We start from the raw sequence: 26,044 nt of genomic DNA, 5'->3' as shown, positions 1-26,044 counted from the left end.
TCTGATCTTATTGATGATCAACTAAGACCGCATATATGCGATTATTGGGAAGATGCGTATACTGATGAAGAAGTTTGAGAACTTCACGGAGTGGTTCGATAACGTCCTCTTCGAAGCAGATATAATAGACACAAGATATCCGGTTAAGGGCTTCGGCGTATACAAGCAGTGGGGAACACGCATCGCGAAGAAGATCATAGAGATGCTCGAGAACGATCTCGAAGCAAGCGGCCACGAGCCTATGTTATTTCCAGTCGTCATATCCGAGGAGGACTTCGCAAAGGAGGCACAGCACATAGAAGGGTTCACGGCTGAGGTTTTCTGGATAACCCATGCTGGAAGAAGAAGGCTTGAGAGAAAGATACTTCTAAGACCGACCTCCGAAACGGCTATGTACCCTATGTTTGCGCAGTGGATCAGGTCCCACGCCGATCTGCCCCTAAAAATATTCCAGAGCGTATTCGTTTACAGGTATGAGACTAAGGCGACCCGGCCACTATTCAGGATGCGAGAATTTTTGTGGAATGAGGCGCATACAGCCCATAAGGATTGGGATGAGGCTGAGGCGCAGGTTAGAGAGGCGGTAAACATTTATCGGAGAATCTTCAAGCGCTTAGGCCTCTCCTTCTACATTCTAAGGAGACCGGACTTCGACAAGTTTGCGGGGGCAGTCTACTCGATCGCCTTTGACGCCTGGAACCCAGATGGAAGAGTGAACCAGATAGGAACAGTTCACAACTTAGGGGAGAACTTCGCCAAGGCCTTCGAAGTGACATACGAGACGCCTGAGGGAACCCAAAGATACGTGGCACAGACATGCTACGGGTTCGGAGTGAGTAGGACGCTGGCAGCTGTGATAGCGCAGCATGGCGACGATCATGGTCTGGTTCTACCCCCTGAAGTGGCGCCCATCCAAGTCATCATAGTTCCAATACTCTATAAGGAGACGAAGAATGAAGTATTAGCCTACGCAAAAGATGTTTATGAGGTAGTTAAAGGTGCTGGGATCAGAGTTCAAATAGATGAAGAAGAGAAGACTCCTGGAGAAAAGTACTACCACTGGGAGATGTTCGGGGTGCCAGTGAGAATTGAAGTGGGGCCGAAGGACATGAATGACAGGTGCGTCACACTGTCGGAAAGGGTTACCCTGCAGAGAAACAGGGTCGCGTATGAAGATATAGTCCCTGCAATTCACGGATTATTCGCAAAAATTAATGAGGATTTGGAGAGGCGAAGCCAGTCGATGCTGGAAAGCCTTACGGTCGATGTGGAGAACCTAGAGGAGCTTAGGGGGGTCATTGGGAAGAGAAAAATTGCAAGGGTCTCATGGTGTGAAAGGCAGGAATGCGCGGATAAGATTAAGGAGGAGACAGGCGGCGAGGTCAGAGGTTATAGAATCGACGTTGAAGAGACCCCGAAATCCGGATGCATAGCATGCCGCAGACAAGCCACTAAAGTCGTGTATGTTGCAAGGGCATATTAGCAAATCAGTTAAGCATCCCATGTTGAGAATAGATGTATTAGGCCATGAGGAAGATGCTTAACCACCATGACTTCTAAGGGATTAGAGGAGGCAAAGAGAGGTCTCACGATAATAGTATTGTTGAAGCAGGTTCCCGACATAGAGAAGGTTAGGTTCGATTATGTTGAGGGAAGATTGGACAGGAGCTCCGCAGAAGGGGTAATAAACCCATTCGACCTGAACGCACTTGAGGCAGCCGTCCAGTTAAGAGAAAAGATTGGCGGAAAAGTTATGGTTCTGAGCATGGGGCCGCCACAGGCGGTAGAATCGCTTAGAGACGCGATCGCCAGAGGCGCAGATGATGCCATACTACTCTCAGACCCCGCATTCGCAGGCGCAGACACATTGGCAACCTCCTACACTCTCGCCTCTGCTATAAGGAAGATGGGTCACTTCGACCTCATATTATGTGGGGAGAAGACTGTGGATGGGGACACAGCCCAGGTTGGACCCGAGGTCTCAGAGTTTCTGGGCATCCCCTGCGTGGCCTTCGTCCATGAGATCATAGATGCGGATGTGGAGCGGGTCGTAGTCTGCTCCAGGCTTGGAAAAAATGATTATAAGATCGAGATCCGCCTCCCCGGACTATTAACAGTAACAAAGGATGTGAATAATCCGCGAATGCCAACCCTGAAGGATAAACTAAGATCCAGGAAAGCTGAAGTGTCCATTTGGGGGGCGGAAGATTTGGTAGGATTCGCGGATGAACGCCTCTTCGGCACCTCAGGCTCGCCGACAAGGGTCATGAATGTATATGCGCCATCAACAGAAGGTAGACGATGCATAATGCTTGAGGGAACCCCTGAGGAGAAGGCCGGAAAGATCGCATCAATACTCAGGGATCTAAGAATCGTGAGGTAACAAGCTTTGGGGGACATTCTAATATATGCTGAGCAAGAGGACGGGGAGATCCACCCGGTCACATATGAATTAATATGCAAGGGAAGGGAGCTTGCAGGTAAACTCGGCTGCAAAGTTGACTCAGTCCTTCTTGGGTCCAGAATTGAGGAGAAAGCGTCCGAGCTCGTAGCCTACGGGGCTGATCGGATCTTCATATTCGACCACTCCTCACTACATGACTTCGACCTAATCAGATATTCATCGAATATTGTGGATCTTGCGAGGGAGACGGAGCCAGACATCATCCTCATCGGGGCAACCCGGATTGGAAGGGTTCTCGCCCCAAGGGTCGCCGCCGCCCTCCGTACAGGGCTGACAGCGGACTGCACAGATTTATACATTGACGAGGATGGGAGGCTAGTTCAGGTTCGACCCGCCTTCAGCGGTAACATAATGGCGGAGATAAAGACGTGGAGGAAACCTCAAATGGCAACTGTGAGATATAAGGTGATGAAGATGGGTGAACCTGACCCGTCACGCAAGGGAGAGGTAATAAGGAGACAAGTCAAGATAATCGAGGATACTGGAATGAAAATTTTGGAGAAGACGCCGGCAGCGGAGATGGAGATAAACGAAGCCAGAGTGATCGTTTCCGGTGGAAGAGGACTCAGAAGCCCAGATGAGTTCCGGATCCTAGAGGAGTTGGCAGAGATCCTCGGAGGCGTTGTCGGCTCAAGCAGACCGCTTGTAGACTCAGGATGGATAGGGAGGGAACATCAGGTCGGATTCAGCGGTAACATTGTGAAGCCAAAGGTATACATCGCATGCGGCATCTCAGGATCACCACAGCATCTATTCGGCATGAGGGATTCTGAGGTCATCATAGCAATAAACAAGGATCCCTCAGCTCCCATCTTCAGGTTTTCAGATTACGGAGTGATAGGCGAAGTTCAAGAAATCCTCCCCCTACTAATTGAGGAGCTGAGGAGAGGAGCGAAATGAATGGCATGATCCCGGATAAGGTGATTGAAAGGCTTAAGTCTATTGTAGGCCGGGACTCGGTCATAACAGATCCATCCATGCTGGAGGGGTACCTGCGGGATGAGACACCCGAACCGATACGCCCATCGCCTGCAACAGGGCTAGTCCTTGTCAAGCCCTCATTAACAGAGGAAGTCTCAAAGATATTGATGACAGCTAACTCCTGCAGGATCCCTGTCTTCCCGGTCGGAGGACGGACGGGACTCGTCGGAGGCTGCATCCCAACAGTGCAGGGCATCATACTATCTCTTGAGAAGATGAACAAAATTGAAGTTGATGTGGAGAACCTGATGGCTGTGGCCGAGGCTGGAGCCACGCTTGGAGACCTTATCAGGGCATCAGAGACAGCCGGTCTATTCTTCCCCCCGCATCCAGGCGACGAAGGCGCGCAGATCGGCGGTCTCATAGCCACGAATGCGGGCGGGGTTAGAGCGGTGAAATACGGGGTTATGAGAAGCTATGTTAGAGGGCTGGAAGCGGTTCTGCCGAATGGGAGAATAATCAGGCTTGGCGGCAAACTGCTCAAGAATAATACTGGATACGATCTGATGCAGCTGATCATTGGAAGCGAGGGCACCCTATGCGTGATAACCAAAGCGATAATCAAACTCTACCCGAAGAGCCCCTACACGGCCACCCTAATCCTGCCTTTTGCAAGATGGATGGACGCACTGAAATGTGCACAGGAGATCTTAAGATCTAAAGTTTCACCGCTGGCAATAGAATATGTGGGGCTGAGGGAGATAACCCTAGCGGCGCAGCACATAAATGAAGAGTGGCCTGCCAACTCAGGTGAGGCGCAGTTAATAGTTATACTGACAAGCCCGTTTGAGGGGGAACTCCTCTCCTCTATGGAGGAGTTATCAAGGATCTCTGAAAGGCATGGGGTGGGAGAGATCATCTTAGCGGAGACAAAAGAGGAGCAGGAGAGAATCCTCCGGATAAGAAGCAATATTTACACTTCACTCAAGCCTGGAATGGTCGACATCCTAGACGTCACTGTTCCACCCTCAAAGCTAAGCGACCTGATAGGAGAAATCAAACGGATATCCGAAATGGAGGGGCTCTACATGCCCATATATGGGCATGCAGGCGACGGAAACCTCCACGTCCACATAATGAAGGAGGAGGGAAAAGATCTTGAATACCTTTGGAAGGTCAAGAGGGAGATATATCGCCTCGCCGTTAATCTTGGAGGCGTAATTTCAGGGGAGCATGGCATCGGAAAGATTAGGAAGGGTGAGCTGGGGCTTGTGCTAAGTGAGGATGAAATCGAGGTGATGAGGGAGATTAAGAGACTATTCGACCCAAATAACATACTCAACCCTGGAAGCATATTTTCCAAAATCTAGATGAATGGCGAGGAGAAAGGCTCTTAAACCTTTATAGTACACTGGAAAGCGAAAATAGGAAAGATTTAAAAGAGCCTTCTCAATGTTAATTGAAAACGTCACGGATATAGGGGCAGCTTTCATGGATTTTTGTGAAAAATGCGGCACCCGGCTTGTCCTGAAGCGCAAGAAGGAGGCTAAGGAGTTCTCCTTAACCTGCCCTAAATGCGGGTATATAAAGCCGGCGGAATCTCTGATTAAGCCGGCGAAGACCTTGGAGATGGTGCCGGAAGAAAAGATTGTGGTAATAGGTAAGAAGGAGCAGGAACTGAAAACCCTCCCCACAATCACGGTCGAATGCCCAAAATGTGGAAACAATGAAGCATATGTCTGGCAAGTTCAGACAAGAGGAGCCGACGAATCCTCAACCCAATTCTTTAGATGCACAAAATGCAACTACACTTTTAGAGAGTACTCGTAAACACTTGGAACTCGATGAGAGAATACTTTCTGTAGCCCTAAAACTTAGACGGTTAGGGTTTTCCGAAGGGCATTTGACATGAAGGGTTAAAGCCATAAAGGAGATTTCCAGAAAAGCTGATTTAAGCAACCCGGAAGAAGTTTCCCTTCACATTTCGAAGAAGCCTGTTTAAGAAACATTTAAAGCCAACCCCTCTGGCTTTTATGGGATCCCCTCTGACAAGCCAAAGTATAAACGTGACCACAGGATTCCAAATGCCCGAAATAGGAGAAGATAAACCTGATTATAGCCCAGGCAAGCCAAAAATATGCCATCATCTACACTTTAATGAAGGAGTGTGGGTTGAGACCCTTTGAGGTTGCAGGGTTTGGTCTTAGGGGCTTCGACTTGGAAAGAGTTTTGGTTTCAGTTACAAGCGCAAAGCAAGGAAACCCGAGGGTTTTACCCTTGAAGCCTAACACTTAAGCCATGCTTAAACATTACATAAAAACTAGGGGCTTCAAATTGGACGACTGCCTTCTTCGGGTTTGTTGTGGAAGTAGACGGGGTTAAATTATTCAGTAAAGGAAAGTGGCCGGGCAATGACACCCAGAATGTGCTTAGCGCATAACATTTGGGACGGTTTTGTGGTGGCAAAATTTTTCCTAAAAGAAGCCTGAAAACAATGTCTAAACGCTGAAATAAGCCTAAAACTTTCTTGTTTAAAACCGAAAACCGCCATTAACACATATAACAATTAAATGTGAGATCATGACTGAAAGCCATCAAAAATGTTGAGAGAAAACCAAAGCCCAAATTCTTTAGATGCAAAAGTGCAGTTAAACTTTAGAGAGTATAGTTAGAGGCAATTATAGGGCTGGCAGCTCCACTCTCTTCTAATCTCGAAGACGTATGGGGCAAACTGTTAAATTACCGTTATCCAAACATATAAGACAGCGTGGAAACTGTATTCATTCGTGGTGGCCAGTCTTGTTTAAGGTTAGGATGCCCGACGCAAAGATGCTTAGAGACGCGATAACCGCTATCTCAACAATCGTTGACGAAGGAACATTCAAGATAGATGGGGAGGGAATGAAATTAAGGGCTATGGATCCCACACGTGTGGCTATGGTCGACTTCGCCATGCAGAAAACAGCATTTGAGGAGTTCGCCATTGATGGGGAGACGAGGATATGTTTGAACCTAAATGAACTCCTGAAACTCCTTAAGAGAGCTGGGAAAGATGAGATCGTTGAGCTTAGGCTCGACGAGGAAACCGGCCAATTCGTAACGACGATGATGGGAAACTATGTCCGCACATTTAGGATGCCAACTCTAGAGGCAAGCGAAGAGGATATTCCGACGCCCAAGATAGAATTCAAGGCGAAGGTAACCCTCACAACTGATGGATTACACCGGTCGCTTGAGGACGTCGCCCTCGTAAGCGATTACGTTAGGATAGAAGCCGATGAAGAGAAGGTGGTTATGAGAGCTAAGGGGGACATAATGGGGGCGGACATAGAGCTTAAAAAAGGAAGCGACGCCCTCCTCTCATTAGATGTGAAGGAGCCGTCCAAATCATCTTTTCCGCTGAGCTACCTCTCCGAAATAGTTAAAGCCGCATCGGCGACATCGGAGATAGTCACGATCGAATTCTCAAATGATATGCCAATACGCCTCGACTTTAAGCAGCGGTATGATGGCACTTTAACATATTATCTGGCGCCAAGGATAGAGGTTGAATGAGTCTGTAGAGTAGGGTTTAAGTAGTTGGTGTTTACCCAGAACGACCTTGCAAAATACCCTTTTCTACTTTACGCGGCGGATTATATTAGGCAACGTGATTTGAGGATTGACAGTCTAGAAAGCGATGACTATAGGCCGATCGTCGACAGGGCTGAAGAAAGGCTTAGAAATGCTCTAACAGGGGACTGGTCGAATGCGGATGGAACCCACTTCATTAAGGAGATGAGAATACCTGACATTGAAATTCCATCCTTCCCGCTGGCAGTTATGATGGCGGCAGTTTCGAACAGCGACTATATAAAGCGCCGTTACGCACTTTTCGAGGCGAAACGGGCCTACGAAATTCTAAAGATAGAGGAGAAGGAAGAAAAGATCCTTGAGATCGCGAAAATATTCAACTGGAACATTAAAGCGGCAGAGGAAATGATTTATGGAAGGAAATTCGATTTCGCCATTTCGCTCGCCGATTTCTTGAGGAATACAAGCCAATTCCACGAGAAAGAATGGAAACTAGTTAATCGAACAGTAATCAAGGGAGAAGTTTACCTATCAAAGTCAGAAGCCGCACGGTTACTCCAGGAGGAAATTCGGAGGAGGATAGAGAGCAGGGTCAACACCGACGCGAAGCCAGTGCTTCCAGAAAGTATACTTGCACGCATAGACAATCTGAAGCGAATGTACTCCAGGGGAGCGGAGCAACCAATCCTCCCCAAACATCCTGTCGGAGTTGTTAACGAGGCCTTCCCACCATGCATCAACCAGCTCTACCAATCTGCACTATCAGGCCAGCATATCTCCCATGTTGGACGTTTCACCCTGACCTCATTCCTTTTAAGCGTAGGCATGAGTGGTGAAGATGTGATAAACCTCTTCAGATCATCAGCTGACTTTAATGAGAGGTTGACCAGATATCAAGTTGAGCACATATCCGGAGAAAGAGGCTCGAGAACAAAATATATTCCTCCGACATGCGACACGCTGAAGACTCATGGTCTATGTCCAAGGGCTGAGGGTTCCTGTGGCAGGTTTCGCCACCCATTAAGTTATTACCGGAGGAGAATAAGAACACTTAAGAGCGGATCCTCCGTAACTTAGAGTTTGAGGATGGATAATCTAACGTTTATTCAGGAAAAATTCGCGGAGTTCTACAGGGAAAAATCATCAATCATCCAGGTCCCAAGGCTTCTCGAGCAGAGGGAGTTCGGCTTCTTACTCTTTAAGGAGAATATTATGCTGAGGCATAAGGGCTTCAAAACTGCAGAGGAACTTAAAAGCTTCATAATGCAGATTGTTCCAGCCCACGCATACTACTCAACCGCATATTATCAAGCGCCAGAAGAGAAAATGGAGGATAAGGGTTGGCTCGGAGCTGACATATACTTCGACATCGACGCGGACCATATCCCAACCCGGTGTGGAAAGATCCATGATAGGTGGAGGTGTAGAAGCTGCGGGCTTATTGGAAGAGGGGTTACACCGCCTCAATGCCCAATATGCGATGGAAAAAGCTTTGATGGAAAGACATGGCTATGCGAGTTATGCCTTGAATCAGCAAAGTCTGAGGCGATGAAGCTCATAGATATTCTAAGAGAGGAATTCGGTTGCTCCTCGAAGGATCTGGAGGTCTCATTCAGCGGGCATCGCGGTTACCACGTTCACGTGGAGAATGAGAGCGCGAAGGAATTGGATTCATCAGCCCGCAAAGAGTTGGTAGACTATATTATGGGAGTGGGAATCGACGCATCATTCCACGGTTTAATAGTTTCAGGCTCGAAGAGGTTAAGGATTATTTCTGGACCAAGCGTGAATGATGGTGGCTGGCGCGGCAGGATAACGAAGGGGCTGCTTAACATACTCGCGTCCGCAAGCGAGGAGGAACTTAAGGAATTCGGGTTGAGCAAGAAGATCATAACGGATATTCTGCAGGCGAGAAAGGGTTCTATGCTATTGAGGGAAGGCGTTGAACCTTGGAGCCTGTTGAGGGGGATAAGTAGGAAAGCATTGGATACACTGATCAAACATGCGGTTGAGGGGGAAGCCGCAAAGATTGACACGGTGGTTACAACCGACATTCATAGGCTGATAAGGATGCCTAACACTCTCCACGGAGGCACAGGGCTAATGAAGGTCTCATTTCCAGCAGATATGATAGAAGAATTTGATCCGCTAAAAGAGTCGGTAGCATTCGAGAGGGGGGAAGTAAGAGTCCATGTGCGGGAAGCCCCCAAGTTCAGGATTGGAGATGAAGAATTCGGCCCCTACAGCAATGTTGAAGTCGAATTGCCAACCGCGGCCGCGCTGCTCATCCTCTGCAAAGATGCGGGGAGTGTAGCCTAACCTTGTATGATGAGCTGATCAATGCTTGGAGAAATGAGAAAGAGAAGACGGAGATACAGCCTCTTGAAAAGAACTTCTACAGTAGGATTGCGGAGTATATAAAAAGGATACGGGAGGAGAGGCGTATGCTGGACGACAAAACCTTGAGAGGAAGATTAATGGAGAAGGAGGAAGAATATGTGAAGAGGATGGTTGAGGATCTTATCCGCACCCGCTATGAAAAGATCATGAATGCATCAAAGAGGGGTGAGATAGTGCCCACGTCCATCCTCACAGAGGAAGAAGAAATCCTCTATCAAGGATTGGCATCCCAGATTGAGTCTTTCCAGAATTTTCTGAAAAATCTCCTCCAAGGACGCGTAGTGATCGGCGGGGAGAGGGAGAGGAGAAAGATGTTGGTTGTGAGGTTCCTGAAGGATACGCCGGAGATAGTGGGAGTGGATATGAAAGTCTACGGTCCATTCAAACCTGAGGACGTGGCAAGCCTCCCCTTGGAGAATGCTAAACTACTTGTTAAGCAGGGCATAGCTGTAGAGATCGAATCAAAGTATTAAGCCTTAAATATCTATATGAACATTTTAAGCCGAGTTCCACATACGTGCAAACAAAATGACATCGGAAGAGTATATAAAGGAACTAATGGCCAGAGCTTTGCCGCATTGCCCTTTCTGCGGCTCGGACATGGGATACGATGTTCTAAGCGTGATTAAGGGGGTGGTTCAGTGCAGATCATGCATGGCGCAGTGGTCATCGAGAGACTTCTTTAACTCATCAAAAATTGAGAAGCTAAAGGTAAGGGAGCTTCCCAAAGGCTCGCATACGATCACGAGAATGGGGCGCATCATCAAACGCTACGACGAGTATCCAGTCTCCTTCTGGAGGTCATTGAGCAGCTCTGAAAACCGAGACTTATCATTCGTTGAGGGGAAATTGGGCTTTAAGCAAGCTGCAATCAAGGCCATTCTAATATTATTGATAGCCATCCTCCCACGTATCCTACTCATAGACGAGACAAGTATAATGACAGATGAGCCTCTATACGTCAACACTGGAAGGCTCTATGTCCAGAGCTTCTTAAAACTTGACTTCAGCACACAGGTTTGGAGACAGAACGCTGAGCATCCACCCATTGCCAAGCTCTGGACCGGGTTATTCTCACTCATATTTCTCCCGTTCTTAGGCGGCTATAATACGCATAACCTATATTACGCTGCCAGAATCGCCCCTGTCTCCGCAGGAACACTCATATCCCTATCAATTTATCTTTACGGCAGAAGATGCTTAGGGGAAAGATCTTCATTCTTGGCTGCCATTCTGACAGCGGTATCACCGTGGCTTGTCTACTACTCAACACTCAGCATACTCGACATATTCGCGGCATTATTCGTCACATTAACCTTCATAGCGCTAGCCTACGCTAGAGTGGACAACAGACACTTTGTGTTAGTCGGCATCTTCCTTGGTTTAGCGGTCGGGTCGAAGGGCACAGCGGCCGCGGCCATCCCAGGTATCGCACTTTACCTTCTAATCGTCAAAATTATCTCGAAGTATGGAACTGAATCGAGAGAACAGGCGCCCTTCTCGAGGATCATCATGCAGGTTCTTTTGACCCCGCTAATAGCCTTTTCCGTCTTCTTTATAACATGGCCTTGGCTTTGGACCGACACAGTCTCCCATCTACTTTGGGTAATCAGCTTTCACTTGGGCCATATGGAAAGTGGACATGCAATGTTCTATGCTGGCAACTTCTACACTCAAGTTCCCGCCTGGGTTCCCTTCTACATAATCTTTGTCAAATCACCCCTCCTGATCCTTATCCTATCAATATGCTTCTGCACAGCCTTCCTTTCTAGGCTATTTAGAAGAAAGAGATTAGATAGAGGATGGATAGCCGTTTTTTCCTGGCTAGTCGGAGGAGTTCTAGCGATGACCAGCTTCCGCATCATCATAGGCGACCACTATGTGCTTTTCCTCTGCCCTGCGATCATCCTTTCGGCATCCCTGTTTGCCGTTGACATTTGGGATAGGGCAAGAGTTTCAGGCGAAGGCAAGAGCTGGAAACATATCCTTCCCCGCCTCCTGATTTTGGCAATAATAATTGAATGCTCGGCTGGTCTCCTGATGCATTGGGCATCCCCATGCGGATACGCGAATGAGTTGATATTACAGGCGGATAAAGCTGTGCTGATTATTGACACGGGCTTCGAGGATGTTGCGGAATACTTGGCCAACTATGCAGAGAAGGGCGTGAGGGTAGCCGTCGCATACAGTACAAGCCTATTCGAGACTGAGCTGCAGAGGAAAGGCGTAACCGGCTTCCAGATTGTTGACATAGGTGCGCGGGGCAATGCAAAATATGCGGTTCTGCCCAGCATCTATACACAACGCTATGGCATTCCATCCGACCTGAAAAATTGGACCCTTATTTACACCGCGAGGTCAGGTCAAACAATACTCTGCTACCTCTACAGGGCACCCGCCTAGAGGATTAAAAATTGGAATGAATCAGCATGCAATTGAGATCATGATCCATGCATAGGCCCATATTTCGTCCAGATGCTGAACCTTTTTGGGCCCGACACCTTGGGCGGTTGGGAACCGCGGGCTGAACTGGTCGGCCGAAGCCTTCCAGCGTACACCCCGGTTCCATCAAACCCATCTTCTATGGGAGCCCTCGTCCTTGACTGAGGCTCGTCGCCGAGTCTCGTGTCAAGGAATGGCCGCCTCTTCTCGGGAGCGGCTTCGAGCTTAGATGCTTTCAGCTCTTATCCGCAGCAGCGTGGCTGCCCGGCAGTGCCCTGTCGGACAACCGGTAAACTAGAGGCTACGGCGTCCCGTTCCTCTCGTACTGGGGACACCTTCCCCTCAGGCGGCCACCGCTCCCAGCAGATAAAGTCCGACCTGTCTCACGACGGTCTAAACCCAGCTCACGTTCCCCTTTAATAGGCGAGCAGCCTCACCCTTGGCTCCTTATGCAGAGCCAGGATGGGAAGAGCCGACATCGAGGTACCAAGCTGCGGGGTCGATGGGAACTCTCGCCCGCAACGAGCCTGTTATCCCCGGGGTAACTTTTCTGTCGCCGCCAGCCCCCACCAATAGGGACATGACGGCTCGCTAAGCCCGGCTTTCGCCTCTGGATCCCTTACTGTGGAGGATCCAGTCAGGCCAGCTTTTGCCTTTACACTCTACGACGGGTTTCTGTCCCGTCTGAGCTGACCTTTGGGCCCCCTCGATATCTTTTCAAGGGGGTGCCGCCCCAGCCGAACTGCCCACCTGCCGTTGTTCCGCCGCGTACGCGGCGGTGAGAGATACGGTTGCGAGAGGGCGGTGTTCCATTGTCGCCTACCTTGACCCCCGGAGAGGTCAAGATCAGCGGCTCCCGCCTACGCTCTGCACCCGCAGCCATATCCCAGCGACAGGCTGCAGTAAAGCTCCACGGGGTCTTCTTTTCCCGCTGGGAGTTCGTGGACTGTTCGTCCACGTTACGTGGGTTCACCGGGTGCCAAGCGGGGACAGTGGGGACCTCGTTGTTCCATTCATGCACGTCGGAACTTACCCGACAAGGCATTTGGCTACCTTAAGAGAGTCAGAGTTACTCCCGTCGTTTGCAGGCCCTTAGCCCGGTTGAACCCGGGTTTCAGGTACCTGTACTGGACAGGATTCAGAAGCCGTTCACACCCTTTCGGGCTTGCGGCTTCCTGTGTTTTTATTAAACAGTCGGGTCCCCCTTGCCACTGCGACCTGCAGCGCCAGCCGAAGCCGGGCTGCAGGCACCCCTTATCCCGAAGTTACGGGGCTAATTTGCCGAGTTCCCTCGCTTGGCGTAAACCCGACACGCCTTAGGTTTCTAGCCTAGGGGCACCTGTGTCGGTTCTAGGTACGGTCACAGAGGATCCTTCCTAACGCCCTTTTCAATGGCTCCAGGAATCGGCCGAACCGTCCTAAACGGACGGCTATTCCCATCTTCGCCTGGTTCTCGCCATTACGGCACTCCCCAGGCTTGAATGGTTAAACAGGGCGACGGCCCTGCTCGGCCTATCCCGAAGCGTCAGGCGTTAGGCCTTGCGTCGCCGCAATCGTACCTCTGTGGCACCGGAATTTTAACCGGTTTCCCTTTTTCGGTCTACCCAGTTAAGGTCGACCTTAGGACCGGCTTACCCCCGGCTGACGGCGCATTGCCGGGGAACCCTGGCCCCTTCGGCGGAGAGGGTTCTCACCTCTCTTTGCTGTTACTACCACCGGGATCTGCAATCCTGGCCGGTCCACTGGACTTCACAGCCCAGCTTCTACCCAGCCAGGACGCCCCCCTACCGGACCGCAGCGGTAAGCTGCGCCCTGAGGTATCGGCAGCTGGCTTAGCCCCGTCCATTTTCAGGGCCATCACCCTCGGCGGGTGAGCTGTTACGCACTCTTTAAAGGATGGCTGCTTCTAAGCCTACCTCCCCGCTGTCTGAGGATGATGACGCCTTTTAGTTTGGCACTTAGCCAGCATTTTGGGGCCTTAACCTCAGTCTGGGTTGTTCCCCTCTCGGTCTGGGAGCTTACCCCCCAGAACCCATCTCCCGAGATCTACGGCGCCTACGGATTCGGAGTTTGATAAGAAAGCGAGGCCTCTCGGCCCCTTACTTTCTAGTCAGTGCTCTACCCCGTAGGCGGCCTCCCTCGGGGCTGGGCTGCGACCCACTTCGGAGGGAACTAGCTATCACCGGGCTAGATTGGTTTTTAGCCCCTAGCCCCAGGTCAGAGGAGCGAATTGCACGTCAGCACCCCTTCGGGCCTCCACCAGGCTTTCGCCTGGCTTCACCCTGCCCAGGGCTAGATCGCCCGGTTTCTAGTGTTACAGCCGTGACTCCGAGCCCTTTCAGACTCAGCACCTCGCCAGATTAAACTGGCTGCGTGCATTTTGGTTTCCCTACGCCTACGGGCTTTAGGCCCTTAAGCTTGCCACGGCTGTAAACTCCCCGGCCCGTGTTTCTAGACGGAACGTGCGACCCTGGTCCCCCTTCCTCGAGGAGCCGCGTCGCCACGGTCCCCTTTGGAAGGGATCTACCCTTTCAGGCCGCACACGTCTGTAACCGTCTGGTTTCAAGCGCTTTGCACCCCCCTTCCGGGGTACTTTTCAGCTTTCCGTCACCGTACTTGTTCGCTATCGGTCTTGAAACGTATTTAGTCTTGGGAGTTGATGCCTCCCAGCTTTGTGCACCAAAACCAAGGTGCACTACTCAGGAACACCAGCCCATCTCCTCTCGGCATACGTCTACGGGGCTCTCACCCTCTGCGGCGGGCTGTTCCAAGCCACTTCGACTTCGCCGAGGAGGAGGCGGCCGGGTCCACCACACCACATCCCCCACAGGTTTCCCTGCAGGGTTAGGTTTAGACTCTTCCCCTTTCGCTCGCCGCTACTCAGGGAATCCCGTTTGGTTTCTCTTCCTCCCCCTACTAAGATGTTTCCGTTCGGGGGGTTCCCGCTCCCTTTTTGGGAGCGCCACGAAGGTCTTTCGACCCTCGCGGCAGGAGGTCCCATTCGGGGATCCTCGGTTCTAAGGCTACATGCGCCTACCCGAGGCTTATCGCAGCTTGTCACGCCCTTCTTCGGCGTTCAAGCCGAGCTATCCCCCAGACGGCGTGGCATGTCGGGCTTACTCGGGTTCAGCATCTGTCTGACGTTGGGCCTATGCATGGTTTTCATCGTGAGAGTTTTATGCTCCCACTTAACCCTTCCCCCCTCACCATTTCGTTGTTGATGAGGGGGTGCATCATTCTCATGCTGTGCAGAAATTTTTCAGTGTGCACTCAAGATATAAAGTTTGCTGTGGTAGGATATAAACTTACTGAATTCCGTTTTTCGTAATTTTGATGTCAATCCAGGCCTACTAGACGGTTTCAAGCTTGTAGAGAACCTTCAGACCCTTTAATGTCTCATGTATCTTATTGCTGAGTTCAAGTATCTCTTCGAGGGCCGCTCTTCTCTTCCAGTCGTATACATGATCGTAATAGCCTCTTACAGGCTTGAATCCTATTGCCCGGAGTCTCTCTGCAACTTCGGATGGTGAAGCACCCTCACTGTTGAACCATATCGTCAAATACGTCTTCATTTTCAGTTCCTCCTCTAATCTTCTTTAAGCTGCAAGTTATAAATTTTGATATGCACATTTTCCGCACCCCATGCAACTATTTCATAATGTTAATATTCTGGCGTACGTAAGTCTTTCAAAGATCGATCATTAGAATTTAGGAGTGAGAAGTAACGCCAAAAAGATTCCCTTTTCTAGCGTTAACCGTAATATTGCTTCTCTTCTCTGAAGCGCCCTCCATAATGGTTGTAGATGCATCTAGTTCTCAGGACTCTTTCACATATGAATTTGTCTTGGATAAAAATGGTGATGCGGTCGTGACGATAACGTTTTCATCTCGGAGCAGGTCTGACTCAACATGGGTTTTGGTGCCAAGATTCATAGAATGGAGCAATCGTTCGATTGGAGGGAGGGTTGTCAGCTGGTCTCTGCTCAGCGCTGAAAGTTTGATTGGTCGACAAATCTACTTTTATGAAGCCTTTTATTTCTCCTTCGAGTCCGACGGTTCTCAGTTCAGTCTAATAATCAGTTACAATTTTTCCTCGGCAACGATGATAATAGAACCTGACGCAATCTTCTATTCGCCGCAGATAGGGTTCAAAGAGGGCAAGCTGAATGCAACTGTCATTTTCCCCGAAGGCTTCTCGGTCAAACCTGGTCAGGCTCTGGCGCTTGGAAGCTATGGAAGATATCGTCCCTCAAGGTCTGGACAGAGGTATGTGACGTTCACGAATATTCCCGCAGCAGAAAATATTATCCGACTCGAGGTTGGTCTGAAGGCGTCGCAAAAAGCTGATATGATCACGCTTAAGGATGGAGTATTCACTTTCAATACAGTTTCACGGTATCAGCATTTTGCAGAGCAGATTCTTAACCTATTTAATAGGACATATGGAATCCTTGTGGATTTATTTAATGTGACATTGGAATCAGCAAATGTCAAATTCTTTCTGCCGGATTTCAACTATCTCCTGTCCATAATGGGTTATGTTCCGTTCTCATCAAATCAGATGGGAGACATTCACATCAATATCTTCTCCATCAGATTTGTAGAGGGGTATATGGAGGTAACCGCGCTTCACGAACTCATCCATCATTTTCTGTGGAGGGCAGGCATATCGCCGCAGAAACTACTATGGTTCCATGAAGGAATCGCACAGTACATCAGCATACATGTTGCAGATAGTCTAGGGTTTGAAGGGGTCAGCATGATTAAGGAGGACCTTGAGGCAGCCTGCTCTCAGGCCTTATCGTCGACGGGGGGAAACTTAGGTTTCCTAACTAGGTGGACGCCTTCCAATGAGCCGAAAAGCACAGAGATCTGCTATGCTGCATCCTACTACATCGTTAACTCTCTGGCTGAGAAGCATGGAGATCTAGATTTCTATTCACGTTTCTTCAGGATGATCGGTAACGCTTCTGTGGATGAAAATTCCATGCTGGTCTATTACCTGAGTTTAGCGGCAGGCAGGCCGCTTGTTCAAATATTTAATGACTGGGGGTTTGACTTGCCTCTGATCCAGTTCACGCTTCCCCCCATGTTCGAATCTGTTAAGAAGATTATCGATCAGGTGAACCCACTATATCAGCCTTTCAAGTTTCTAGCCGAATATCTCTTCAGGCTTGCAGTCATAAACTCTGCCCAGGAAAATTCTTTGATGAAAATATATTTGGCAGGCGCGATTCTGCTGGCGAGGCTATCCCCAATCCTCATGTTACTTATGGTTTCCGGCATCCTCTACCTGATGGCGATTCTAGTCTTAAAATGGAGGGGGGTATTCAGCAAACCCTAAGAAAATTCTTTATTATTTCGTCCCTCATTCTTCTAGCGTTGGACTGCACATTTTCGAATAGGCTGCCCCCATGAGAGTCTATGCCGATAATGAGCGGACCGAAATCTTCAACCTCAAGTGTCCATAATGCCTCAGGCATCCCGAGGTCCAGCCATTCGACGTCTACAACTCTTTTTATGAAGCTAGCTGCGAGAGCTCCTGCTCCGCCAGTAAATGCCGCGTAAGCTGCCCCATACTCTTTCATGGCTTTACGTGTCCTCTCCCCCATCCCACCCTTACCAATCACGAGGCGGACACTTAGATGCCTAATAACTTCCGGTTCGAAGGAATCCATCCGCATGCTAGTTGTCGGCCCAGCGGCTAATATCCTCCATTCTCCATCAACCTTCATGGCTAAGGGGCCGCAATGGAATATGGGAAGTCCATTGGCGGAAATAGGTAATGGTCTCTTATCTCTCAGGTAGTTAACGATCCTCTTGTGCGCAGCGTCCCTTGCCGTAACTACTAGGCCGGTTACATAGATTATGTCGCCTATTCTCCATCCTCTTACATCCTGCTCAGAGATTGGGGTTTCAACATGAAAGGTTTTCATGTGGATCACCTATAGATCTTTAGATCTTCTGTGAAGCCGTGTTTAAATCTTGTGAGTTAGATAATTTACTTCTCCATTCGAATAGATTCGAGCTGTAGCCCTCCTAGCAGCCCAGCACTGAAAGGCAATGGCGACAGGGTAGGAGGCAGGATGCCTATGGGCATACTTAACTTTAACCGCCAAGACTGTTACGTCACCGCCTAATCCCATCGGCCCTATTCCCGTCATGTTAGCGGCTTCGCAGAGTTCACGTTCAAGCTCTCTAGCACCTTCATCAGGGTTAGGTACATTCAACGGTTCAAGTAGCGCCAGCTTCGCAAGTTCCATCGCTATGTTTGAGCCTCCTCCAAAACCTACCCCAACTATGGTCGGCGGGCATGGTTTTCCACCAGCTTCTATAATGGCGTCGATAACCAGCTTTTTCAGGCCTTCGAGCCCCTCGCTTGGCTGCAACATTTTTAGGATGCTCATGTTTTCAGACCCTGCGCCTTTTGGGAATGCGGTGATCTCGAGGAAGTCGCCGTCCTCGACCCTCCAATGAATATGGGGAATATGCCTTCCAACATTATCGCTGGAGTTCTCCTCGGTGAGTGGGTCCACGGCGTTTGGACGGAGAGGGATTTCTTCAGTCGCTCTCTTAACAGCCCTTACAATTGCCCCTTCAACGCATTCTAACCCATTGAATTTTGAACCCGCTCTTAAGTAAAAGGATATTAATCCAGTGTCCTGACAGATCGGTAGAGATCTCTCCTCCGCCAATCTGACATTCTCGAGTATCGCCTTAAGCTGCTCCCTTCCTATGCTGCTTGTCTCCCTACGATAAGCCTGTTCAAGAGACTCTTTCACATCTTCGGGCAATCTTGTGACTGCTAGTCGTAGTAGGTTCACGGATACATCCTCGATAATCGAGCTGAGATCCAACTTTTTCATCCCCAAAGTTTTCTCGAATCCATCTGATTCGTCTAATTTAAATATTATTCGCGTAGTAAATTAGCTTGAAAGTTAATGGGTAATGGAGATTCTGAGGGCAAGAAGGTTTACGAAAGCATTGAGGATCTGCCTGGAGTTGGGCCGTCATTAGCTAATAGGCTCAGGGAATTAGGTTTCAGAACGGTTGAATCACTTGCAATGGCGACGGTGAGGGAGCTACTGCAGGCTGGCATAAGTGAGAAGAAGGCGTTTGACATAATTAACGCGGCTAGGTCATCTAGTTCTCTTCTCTTCATCCGTGTTGATGAGCTTCTCGAGAAACGCCAAAATGTTCTACGGCTTACAACTGGGAGCAAGAGGCTTGATGAACTTTTGGGGGGAGGAATCGAAACGCAGTCGATAACCGAATTTTACGGTGAGTACGGGTCTGGTAAAAGCCAGATTGCACATCAATTATGCGTTAACGTGCAGCTTCCAACCGAGAAGGGGGGACTTAACGGAGGAGCGCTTTACGTTGATACCGAGAATACATTCAGGACTGAGAGGATAGCTCAGATGGCTAGGCATCTTGGACTGGACGCAGAAAAGGTTTTCAAAAACATTATTTTGGCTGAGGCCTACACCTCGGATCATCAGATGTTTCTCCTTGAAAATGCTGATGAGATAATTAAGAAGAATAATATTCGCTTAATCGTTGTGGATTCGTTGACGGCGCATTTCAGAAGCGAGTATATTGGCAGAGAAAGTCTTGCTGAGAGGCAGCAAAAACTTAATCAGCACATGCACAAGCTCCTCCGGCTGGCCAGAGCATTTAACGCCGTCGCCTTCGTAACCAACCAGGTTATGTCGAGTCCAGAGGTCTTCCTTGAAGAGCCAATCCGCCCTATTGGCGGTCACATTGTGGCTCATACAAGTCATACAAGAGTTTATCTTCGGAAGGCTGCTAAGGGGCCTGTGAGGATAGCCCGTCTTGTTTCAAGCCCTTACCTCCCTGAGGGCGAGACAATCTTCAAGATAACTGAGAATGGAATTGAAGATGTGGAAGAAGAACAGGAGAGGTGAAGGGTAGCGTGGCGAATCCGCTTGTACTTATCACCAGGTTTTTCCAGCTGGTCTCTGAGAGGAAGTTTGCAGAGGCAGAGAGGGTGCTTGAGAGGGTGAAGGCGAGGATGGAGAAGAGTGAACAGAAAGAATTTAATCGTGGATATATCGCCGCACTTAACGGGATTATTTTAACAAGCAAGTCTGGCAACGAAAATTCCTACGAGTTCTTTGCAAACCTGAACCTCAAAGATATCAATGTTTTAAAGAAGCATTATCGGGATTTCCTGGAGAACAGTAAAAACAGGTTCTTCGCTGACTATGATAGAGGCTACTTTGCTGCGCTCTGCGACTACATGCGCGTCGTGATAAAGTCCGCTGAAAACCGTGGGACAGTCGAGAAGGCCGGTTAAGCACCTATAGGATTGAGAATTGTGTAAATTAGTATCCAGAACATGATCCATGAAATTATGTATATGCCTATGCCGGTCTTCGTGATGTCGGATTGCTTCTTAACCTTTTCAATGAAGATCTGCCTCAGAATTCTGTCGGTACCAATGTACATAGCTAGACTTAATGCCAGTCCCGTAATTATGTCGTTAACCCCAAGCAAGATGCATAAGACGGCCGCTAGGAATCCGAGAAAAATCCTTATCATGTAAATCAGGTTTAGAGTCTCCAATAGATTAAACATCCTCCGGTGCAAATGTTGAAGGATGAATTGAGCAATATTGATATTGCAGCCGTCGCATTAGAGATCAACCGAGTTGTGCAAGGCTACTGGATAGATAATATTTACCAATTAAATCCAAGAACCATCCTTTTAAAGCTTCGCGGGGGGGATGGAGAGAGCCAATTATTGATAGAGGCTGGAAGGCGTGCTCACCTAACCTCATATGTTTACGAGAAACCTTTGAAGCCGCCCAGTTTCTGCATGGCCCTGAGGAAATACTTAAGGAACTGCAGGATAACACAAGTGGAACAGTATCAGATTGAACGAATACTTGAGATTAAAGTCGCTGATAAAGATGGGCAAGAATATCGCCTCATTATTGAGCTATTCAGCCATGGCAACCTGATTCTGTTAAACTCCGATAACAGGATACTGCATGCATTGAAGTATAGAAGGATGAGAGACAGAAATATTATCCGCGGAGAAGTCTACCAGTATCCCCCACGTAGGGGGATCAACCTCAGGACGGTGAGGAGGGTAGACATAAGCGGCTTGAGGGGCTTCGGCCAAATTGAAGTCGTAAGGGCTTTGGCAAGATTTTTGGACATAAGCGGCACATATGCAGAGGAGATTCTTGCACGTGCCTACATACCAAAAAATGCACCCTGCTCTTCATTGAGCGATAGGGATCTGGATGCCATATTCAAAAGTATACAAAATATCTTATCTGACATATATGCTGAGAATTGGAAGCCCTCAATCATCCTTGATGAGGAGCAAAGATACGTTGACGTAACCCCTATGGAGTTGCAGAAATACTCCGGATTCAAACGTCTCGAGTTCAGATCATTCAACGAAGCCCTCGACGAGTACTATGCTAAGGCATCTTCTGAAAGTGAAATCCTGCGCCTAAAAGAGGATGCTGACCGTGAGATTGAGCATCTAAAAAGGATACTTCGTGAACAAGAGGAGACAGTCCGAAGGGCTGAGGAAGAGGCTGAAGGCCTCAGAGTAAAGGGTGACATAATATTTAGGCATCTGGGCGAGGTTCAGCTATTGATGGAATGGGTTATGCAGGAGAAGAGGCAGGGTAAGAATTGGCAGGAGATAGCTGATGAATTAAGAGGTCAGGATGCCCGCATCATCTTTCCATTCATGGCTTTTGAGGAGATAGATGAGAGGGTTCCGGAACTACGCATAAATATTGAGGGACAAAGCATAAGCCTCGACCTGAAAGTTTCGGCCCAAAATAATGCTTCTAGATACTATGAAAAATCTAAGAGGGCGGCTAGAAAGGTTGAGGGCGCAAAAGCGGCGATAAAGGAGACTTTAAAGAAGATCGGTGAGGTGGAGCAGCGTCTGATTGAAGAGGAAAAAGCGGAGATGCCGAAGAGAAAGCCGAGGAGAGAATGGTACGAAAAGTTTAGGTGGTTTCACTCATCTGATGGATGCTTAGTCCTCGGCGGGAAAGATGCGTCAACAAACGAGACGTTAATTAGGAAATACACAGGCCCAAAGGACATCATTCTGCATGCGGACATTACGGGGGCACCGTTTGTTGTGATCAAGGCTGATGGGGGAGAACCCTCTGAGAAGACTATAAGGGAGGCTGCCCAGTTTGCAGCATCATATTCAAGTGCGTGGAAAGCGGGCTTAGCGTCACTCGATGTTTACTGGGTGAAGCCTGAGCAGGTGTCTAAGGCCCCGCCTTCAGGCGAGTACTTGCCAAAGGGCTCATTTATGATCTATGGAAGGAGAAACTACATTAAAAATGTGCCTTTAGAGGTCGCTATTGGGGTCAAAAGGGTTGACGGCTCATTCAAGGTTATTGGCGGGCCCCCCGAAGCCGTCGCCAATCAAGCTGAAATCTTTGTTAGACTTGTTCCCGGAAAGGAAGCAAGCGGGAGATTGGCAAGAATGATTAGGGAGGAGCTAATCCGCTCAGCACCCTCTGAGGATCGTGAAGAGATAGGGAAGATACCATTAGAGGAGATCCAGAGATTCATTCCTGCTGGGCGCGGAGCAATAAGCAAACCTGCTAAAGGTTAATCAATATTCGGCCATGATTTAGACTGTAGGTCCATTCTCGGCGGATACTTCACCTTAAGAGCCTCCTCCCTTGTTTGAAGCTCCCAGGGCTCCACCCACCTTCTCTTCTTGAGCTCCTCCACGCCTGGTATGTCCTCGAACCTAGGCAGCCACTTCCGCTGGTAGTATAGCATCACATTCATCATGTCCTCGATGAGGCCCGGGTCTTCAATGAAGCTGCACATCGGATCCTTCAACAATGCTTTGAGAAGAAGGTCTTTATCACCCCTCAAGGCGGCCTCTACTATATTACGCTGATTAGATGCAGGGACATCAACGATTTTGGCTATATCTCTTGGAAGTTTTCCGACTTTGACCCCCCTTATTCTGCCCTTATCGAAGTATCCCGGCACTTCCACGATGCAGTTGGATGGGAGATTTGAAACTAATCCGCTGTTTGGTATGTTTACAACGTATTGGCGGCCAAGACCGAACTTCCAATCAACCGTCATCGCCATCGCCTTCTCTCCGCCTTCGTCCGGGGTTGGAAGGCGATCCTTGTACCATGGCCTTGCCATCGCGACGAAACGGAGGACTGTCCATTTATGACCTAGGTCAAGCGCTTCAACATCACGTATCTTCACGATCCCAAATGGGGACTGAAGGTAATTGAAGTAGTTGTAATACTTCGGTATGAATTCGGCTACATGTCTGCTGCCGGGATATGGATAGAGCCCATGCTTCATCAGCAGGTAGAAGTTTAGAGCTCTCCCAAGAAATCCTGTCTTAAAACATTCAGGAGCCTTGTCGCGGATAAGCGGGTAAATGTCTTCTCCCCCAAATTTGCATGTCATCAGCCACCCAAGATGGTTGATTCCCCCATATGTTATCTCAAGTTCCTCCCAGCTGCTGATCTCATACCCATTCTGACGCATAAGCTCCTGGATTACTCGCATTCCCCCGAAGAGTTCATGACAGAGGCCTATTGTCTGAAGATTGGGTGCAACAGTGTAAGCCGTCAAAACAAGCGTTGACATGGGATTAGTGTAATTTAGGACTACGGCTTTTGGGCAGATGTCGTAAGCGTCTCTGATGATATCGGCGAAGACTGGTATGCAGCGCAGCCCACGGAAGATTCCTCCTGGACCAATAGTGTCGCCTGTGTTCTGCGGTATGCCGAACTTCAGGGGGATGTGGATGTCGGTCCATTCGCTTTCCTGCGCACCAACAGATATCGAAATGTATATGAAGTCGGCGTTCTCGAATGCTTCTCGTCGATCTGTTGTAGATTCGACCCTTATATCGGCTCTTGCGTTGTCGGCCATGTTCTCCAGGATCTTCTGGACAAATCTGAGAAGTTTCTCGTCAATGTCTACTAGAACGACGTCCATTGGGTGAAGCGACTTGGCGGCGACAATGTTCCTAAAAAGTCCGATGGAGAACCTATGCGAGCAGGCTCCGACATAGACGAGCTTGAATCTCTCCATAGACGCTGTCCCCGGATAAAGATTGACAGATTTAATTTGTTAAAAATTTTTAAATATTCTCTTGCCTTAGGCATTTAAGTGGTCTGTAATGATCAAGATATTCTCGACGATGCGCGTTTTCCCATTCAGAGTTGTGGAAGATTTTGAAAGCGTTTGGAAGGAGGTTATGAGGTTCAAGGATCTGAATAAGAGTGGAAAAAGCCCGGAGTTTTTAGGTATCCAAAAGGATGGCGGATCGATGATTCTGCTCTCCGTTTATGATGAAGAGAAATGGGTTTGGGAGGAGATTAATGAGGGTTGGGGTGAAGATTTCGGTAAGATCGATCTTGCAAGAGACTTCGAAGTGAAAGAGATGTTTTTGACGGACGAAGAATTAAAAGAGGAGCTAAAAAGGTTTCTGATTAGGGATTAGCAGATTTTATATTCTTTTTAGAGCCATCTCGGCGGCTAGGACGAAGGGTTCCCACGTCTCGTTTAGTGGTGGCGCATAGCAGGTATCGGCCTTAGCCAATTCATAAACGGTCATGTGATTCTGGATTGCTATTGAAAGAGCGTTTATCCTTTGGGTTACCTCTTCTCCCCCTATTATTTGGCCTCCAATGATCCTCTTCGTCTCCTTGTCCACTACGACCTTAACCTTAATCGGTAAGGCTCCAGGGTAATAGTCTGCTCTAGTCTTCGAAGATATCTTACCAGTGATTGTTTCATATCCGCAGCGGCTGGCAGAATACTCGGTTAGACCCGTAACTCCAACCTCAAAATCAAACATCTTAGTGACGGCGGAGCATAGTGCACCTGGGTAAATTGCGTAGCCTCCAGCAGCATTTATGCCAGCGACTTTTCCCTGCCTCACGGCGGTTGTTCCTAACGCCGGAACTATCGGTGTTCCAGTCAATAGATGCAGGGTTTCTGCGCAGTCCCCTGCAGCGTAAATGTCCTTAACATTCGTTTCCATACGGAGATTCGTGCTGATCGCTCCTGTTTTTCCCAATATTATGCCGCATTTTTGTGCTAGTTCCACATTCGGCCTTACGCCGCAGGCGTTTATGACGAAGTCGGCTGGCAACTTTTCCCCTGCCACCCTAACCCCCTCAACATGCTGATCGCCTATTATCTCCTCGGCGGCGTGGCCGACTATTATGCGGAGCCCCTTTTCTTCAAGCATCTTTTGGACTTCGTCAGCCATGTCCTTGTCAAGCAGCCTTGACAGCACATATGGGAGCATCTCGACAACTGTCGTCTTAACCCCCCTCTCGACTAATGCGACCGCGGCTTCCAAACCCAGAAAGCCTGCGCCTAGAACTACGGCTTCTTCCGCGCCGTCTCTGATCATATGGTCAATCTTCTTCCCGTCATCGAGCGTTTGGAGAAGCATGACGCCCTCTTTTTCTATCCCTTTTATCGGCGGCTTAATGAACTGTGAACCAGTGGCTAAGATTAGGCTGTCAAAGCCTAACCTCTCCTCTACACCATCCTTGCTTTTGACTTTTACTCCCTTCTCCTTCACATCTATGCTGACGGCTTCAGTATTCAACCTGAGGTTGAACTTCATCATGCGGTAAAAGGTGTTTGGGTATACGATTAGGTCTTCAAAAGATTTAATTTGTCCGGCTAATGCGAACGGTAAGCCGCACCTTGAATAGGCTCCGACATTCTCCCTTGTCACAAGCGTGATTTCAGCTTCTCTATCAGTCTTTCTCGCGGCTATAGCGGCCTCGACGCCAGCAGCATTCGCTCCAACCACAACTATTCTACGCGCCATACCTCAGCTACCCTTTGCCAGATCCCTGTGCCACTTTACAGACTCTTCAAAGTTCATTAACGATTTTAAGTCTTCCTCGAGGTTTGTCGGAGAAACTATTAGGAGCCATCCCTCGCCATAAGGGTCTTCATTCAGAATTTCAGGTTTGTCCAAAACCTTATTGTTGACCTGCTCAACCCTCCCGCTTACAGGCGCGATCAGCTCTGAAACGGATTTAACTGATTCCAGCATCCCGAAAGCTTGCCCCTTCACTATCTTATCCCCTGACTTTGGAAGTTCGGCGAATACCACATCTTTAAGCTGCTTCTGAGCATAGTCAGTTATGCCGATCCTTACCTTGTCTCCCTCCCTCTTAACCCAGATCCAATCTCTAGAGTAATACAAGCC

General features: G+C 48.8%; 23 protein-coding genes and 1 rRNA gene. 16 read left to right on the top strand and 8 right to left on the bottom strand.

The genetic code is table 11. The annotated features are described in order from the left end of the window. The first annotated feature begins 64 nt into the window (after positions 1–64). The 11 genes from proS (at position 65) to NZ952_06070 (ending at position 11,761) form a co-directional block, all read left to right on the top strand. On the top strand, positions 65–1,483 hold the full coding sequence (gene proS, locus NZ952_06120) for a proline--tRNA ligase (GenBank protein ID MCS7120758.1): 1,419 nt from the start codon (positions 65–67) through the stop codon (positions 1,481–1,483). A gap of 66 nt (positions 1,484–1,549) precedes the next feature. Next, the gene (locus NZ952_06115; protein ID MCS7120757.1) at positions 1,550–2,383 is read left to right on the top strand and encodes an electron transfer flavoprotein subunit beta/FixA family protein; all 834 of its coding nucleotides are present in this window, start codon (positions 1,550–1,552) and stop codon (positions 2,381–2,383) included. Positions 2,384–2,389: 6 nt separating this feature from the next. Beyond that, entirely contained in the window at positions 2,390–3,364 is a 975-nt protein-coding gene (locus tag NZ952_06110) for an electron transfer flavoprotein subunit alpha/FixB family protein (GenBank protein MCS7120756.1), read from the top strand. Beyond that, positions 3,361–4,755, top strand: coding sequence for an FAD-binding oxidoreductase (locus NZ952_06105; protein MCS7120755.1), 1,395 nt, complete (start codon positions 3,361–3,363; stop codon positions 4,753–4,755). Before NZ952_06110 ends, NZ952_06105 begins: the two co-directional genes overlap by 4 nt. A gap of 121 nt (positions 4,756–4,876) precedes the next feature. Beyond that, complete coding sequence (locus tag NZ952_06100) at positions 4,877–5,215, top strand: transcription factor S (GenBank protein MCS7120754.1); 339 nt, start codon at positions 4,877–4,879, stop codon at positions 5,213–5,215. A gap of 342 nt (positions 5,216–5,557) precedes the next feature. Continuing rightward, positions 5,558–5,680 (top strand): hypothetical protein, encoded by a 123-nt coding sequence (locus tag NZ952_06095; GenBank protein ID MCS7120753.1) that lies wholly within the window; start codon positions 5,558–5,560, stop codon positions 5,678–5,680. Between the two features lie 504 nt (positions 5,681–6,184). Continuing rightward, a complete protein-coding gene (gene pcn / locus NZ952_06090; GenBank protein MCS7120752.1) occupies positions 6,185–6,940 on the top strand; it encodes a proliferating cell nuclear antigen (pcna) in 756 nt (251 codons plus the stop codon). Between the two features lie 27 nt (positions 6,941–6,967). Next, positions 6,968–8,035, top strand: a complete 1,068-nt coding sequence (locus tag NZ952_06085) for a DNA primase large subunit PriL (protein MCS7120751.1) — start codon at positions 6,968–6,970, stop codon at positions 8,033–8,035. A gap of 9 nt (positions 8,036–8,044) precedes the next feature. After that, positions 8,045–9,277: a DNA primase small subunit PriS gene (locus NZ952_06080; GenBank protein MCS7120750.1), complete on the top strand. Its 1,233-nt coding sequence runs from the start codon at positions 8,045–8,047 to the stop codon at positions 9,275–9,277. A gap of 2 nt (positions 9,278–9,279) precedes the next feature. Continuing rightward, a complete protein-coding gene (locus NZ952_06075) occupies positions 9,280–9,831 on the top strand; it encodes a hypothetical protein (protein ID MCS7120749.1) in 552 nt (183 codons plus the stop codon). Positions 9,832–9,886: 55 nt separating this feature from the next. Next, a complete protein-coding gene (locus tag NZ952_06070; protein MCS7120748.1) occupies positions 9,887–11,761 on the top strand; it encodes a glycosyltransferase family 39 protein in 1,875 nt (624 codons plus the stop codon). A gap of 87 nt (positions 11,762–11,848) precedes the next feature. On the opposite strand, the gene NZ952_06065 is transcribed toward NZ952_06070, so the two are convergent. Next, positions 11,849–14,918, bottom strand: a 23S ribosomal RNA gene (locus tag NZ952_06065). Between the two features lie 232 nt (positions 14,919–15,150). Next, positions 15,151–15,372 (bottom strand): hypothetical protein, encoded by a 222-nt coding sequence (locus NZ952_06060; GenBank protein ID MCS7120747.1) that lies wholly within the window; start codon positions 15,370–15,372, stop codon positions 15,151–15,153. A 221-nt stretch (positions 15,373–15,593) separates the two neighbouring features. Between NZ952_06060 and NZ952_06055 the strand changes: the two genes are divergently transcribed. After that, complete coding sequence (locus tag NZ952_06055; GenBank protein ID MCS7120746.1) at positions 15,594–17,144, top strand: hypothetical protein; 1,551 nt, start codon at positions 15,594–15,596, stop codon at positions 17,142–17,144. On the opposite strand, the gene NZ952_06050 is transcribed toward NZ952_06055, so the two are convergent. Both NZ952_06050 and NZ952_06045 read right to left on the bottom strand, forming a co-directional pair. After that, entirely contained in the window at positions 17,131–17,736 is a 606-nt protein-coding gene (locus NZ952_06050) for a FumA C-terminus/TtdB family hydratase beta subunit (GenBank protein MCS7120745.1), read from the bottom strand. The genes NZ952_06055 and NZ952_06050 overlap by 14 nt on opposite strands. A 42-nt stretch (positions 17,737–17,778) precedes the next feature. Beyond that, positions 17,779–18,657, bottom strand: a complete 879-nt coding sequence (locus tag NZ952_06045) for a fumarate hydratase (protein ID MCS7120744.1) — start codon at positions 18,655–18,657, stop codon at positions 17,779–17,781. A gap of 84 nt (positions 18,658–18,741) precedes the next feature. Between NZ952_06045 and radA the strand changes: the two genes are divergently transcribed. Next, positions 18,742–19,728, top strand: a complete 987-nt coding sequence (gene radA, locus NZ952_06040; protein MCS7120743.1) for a DNA repair and recombination protein RadA — start codon at positions 18,742–18,744, stop codon at positions 19,726–19,728. Further along, positions 19,725–20,120, top strand: a complete 396-nt coding sequence (locus NZ952_06035) for a hypothetical protein (GenBank protein MCS7120742.1) — start codon at positions 19,725–19,727, stop codon at positions 20,118–20,120. Before radA ends, NZ952_06035 begins: the two co-directional genes overlap by 4 nt. Here NZ952_06035 and NZ952_06030 read toward each other — a convergent pair. Beyond that, positions 20,117–20,389 (bottom strand): hypothetical protein, encoded by a 273-nt coding sequence (locus NZ952_06030; protein MCS7120741.1) that lies wholly within the window; start codon positions 20,387–20,389, stop codon positions 20,117–20,119. The two genes, NZ952_06035 and NZ952_06030, sit on opposite strands and share 4 nt — an antisense overlap. A gap of 39 nt (positions 20,390–20,428) precedes the next feature. On the opposite strand from NZ952_06030, the gene NZ952_06025 reads away from it, so the two are divergent. Then, positions 20,429–22,429, top strand: a complete 2,001-nt coding sequence (locus tag NZ952_06025; GenBank protein MCS7120740.1) for an NFACT family protein — start codon at positions 20,429–20,431, stop codon at positions 22,427–22,429. Here the strand turns inward: NZ952_06025 and NZ952_06020 are convergent. After that, the gene (locus NZ952_06020) at positions 22,426–23,895 is read right to left on the bottom strand and encodes a hypothetical protein (protein MCS7120739.1); all 1,470 of its coding nucleotides are present in this window, start codon (positions 23,893–23,895) and stop codon (positions 22,426–22,428) included. The two genes, NZ952_06025 and NZ952_06020, sit on opposite strands and share 4 nt — an antisense overlap. An 88-nt stretch (positions 23,896–23,983) precedes the next feature. On the opposite strand from NZ952_06020, the gene NZ952_06015 reads away from it, so the two are divergent. Beyond that, the gene (locus NZ952_06015; protein ID MCS7120738.1) at positions 23,984–24,307 is read left to right on the top strand and encodes a hypothetical protein; all 324 of its coding nucleotides are present in this window, start codon (positions 23,984–23,986) and stop codon (positions 24,305–24,307) included. A gap of 6 nt (positions 24,308–24,313) precedes the next feature. Here the strand turns inward: NZ952_06015 and NZ952_06010 are convergent, their stop codons facing one another. Beyond that, the gene (locus tag NZ952_06010; GenBank protein MCS7120737.1) at positions 24,314–25,657 is read right to left on the bottom strand and encodes an FAD-dependent oxidoreductase; all 1,344 of its coding nucleotides are present in this window, start codon (positions 25,655–25,657) and stop codon (positions 24,314–24,316) included. A 3-nt stretch (positions 25,658–25,660) separates the two neighbouring features. Continuing rightward, positions 25,661–26,041, bottom strand: coding sequence for a glycine cleavage system protein GcvH (gene gcvH, locus NZ952_06005; protein MCS7120736.1), 381 nt, complete (start codon positions 26,039–26,041; stop codon positions 25,661–25,663). Positions 26,042–26,044 lie beyond the last annotated feature (3 nt).

The organism is Candidatus Bathyarchaeota archaeon (assembly GCA_025059045.1).
Classification (GTDB): domain Archaea; phylum Thermoproteota; class Bathyarchaeia; order Bathyarchaeales; family DTEX01; genus JANXEA01.
Note: the sequence above shows the minus strand (reverse complement) of the source record. Positions and strands in the feature narration are given on the sequence as shown.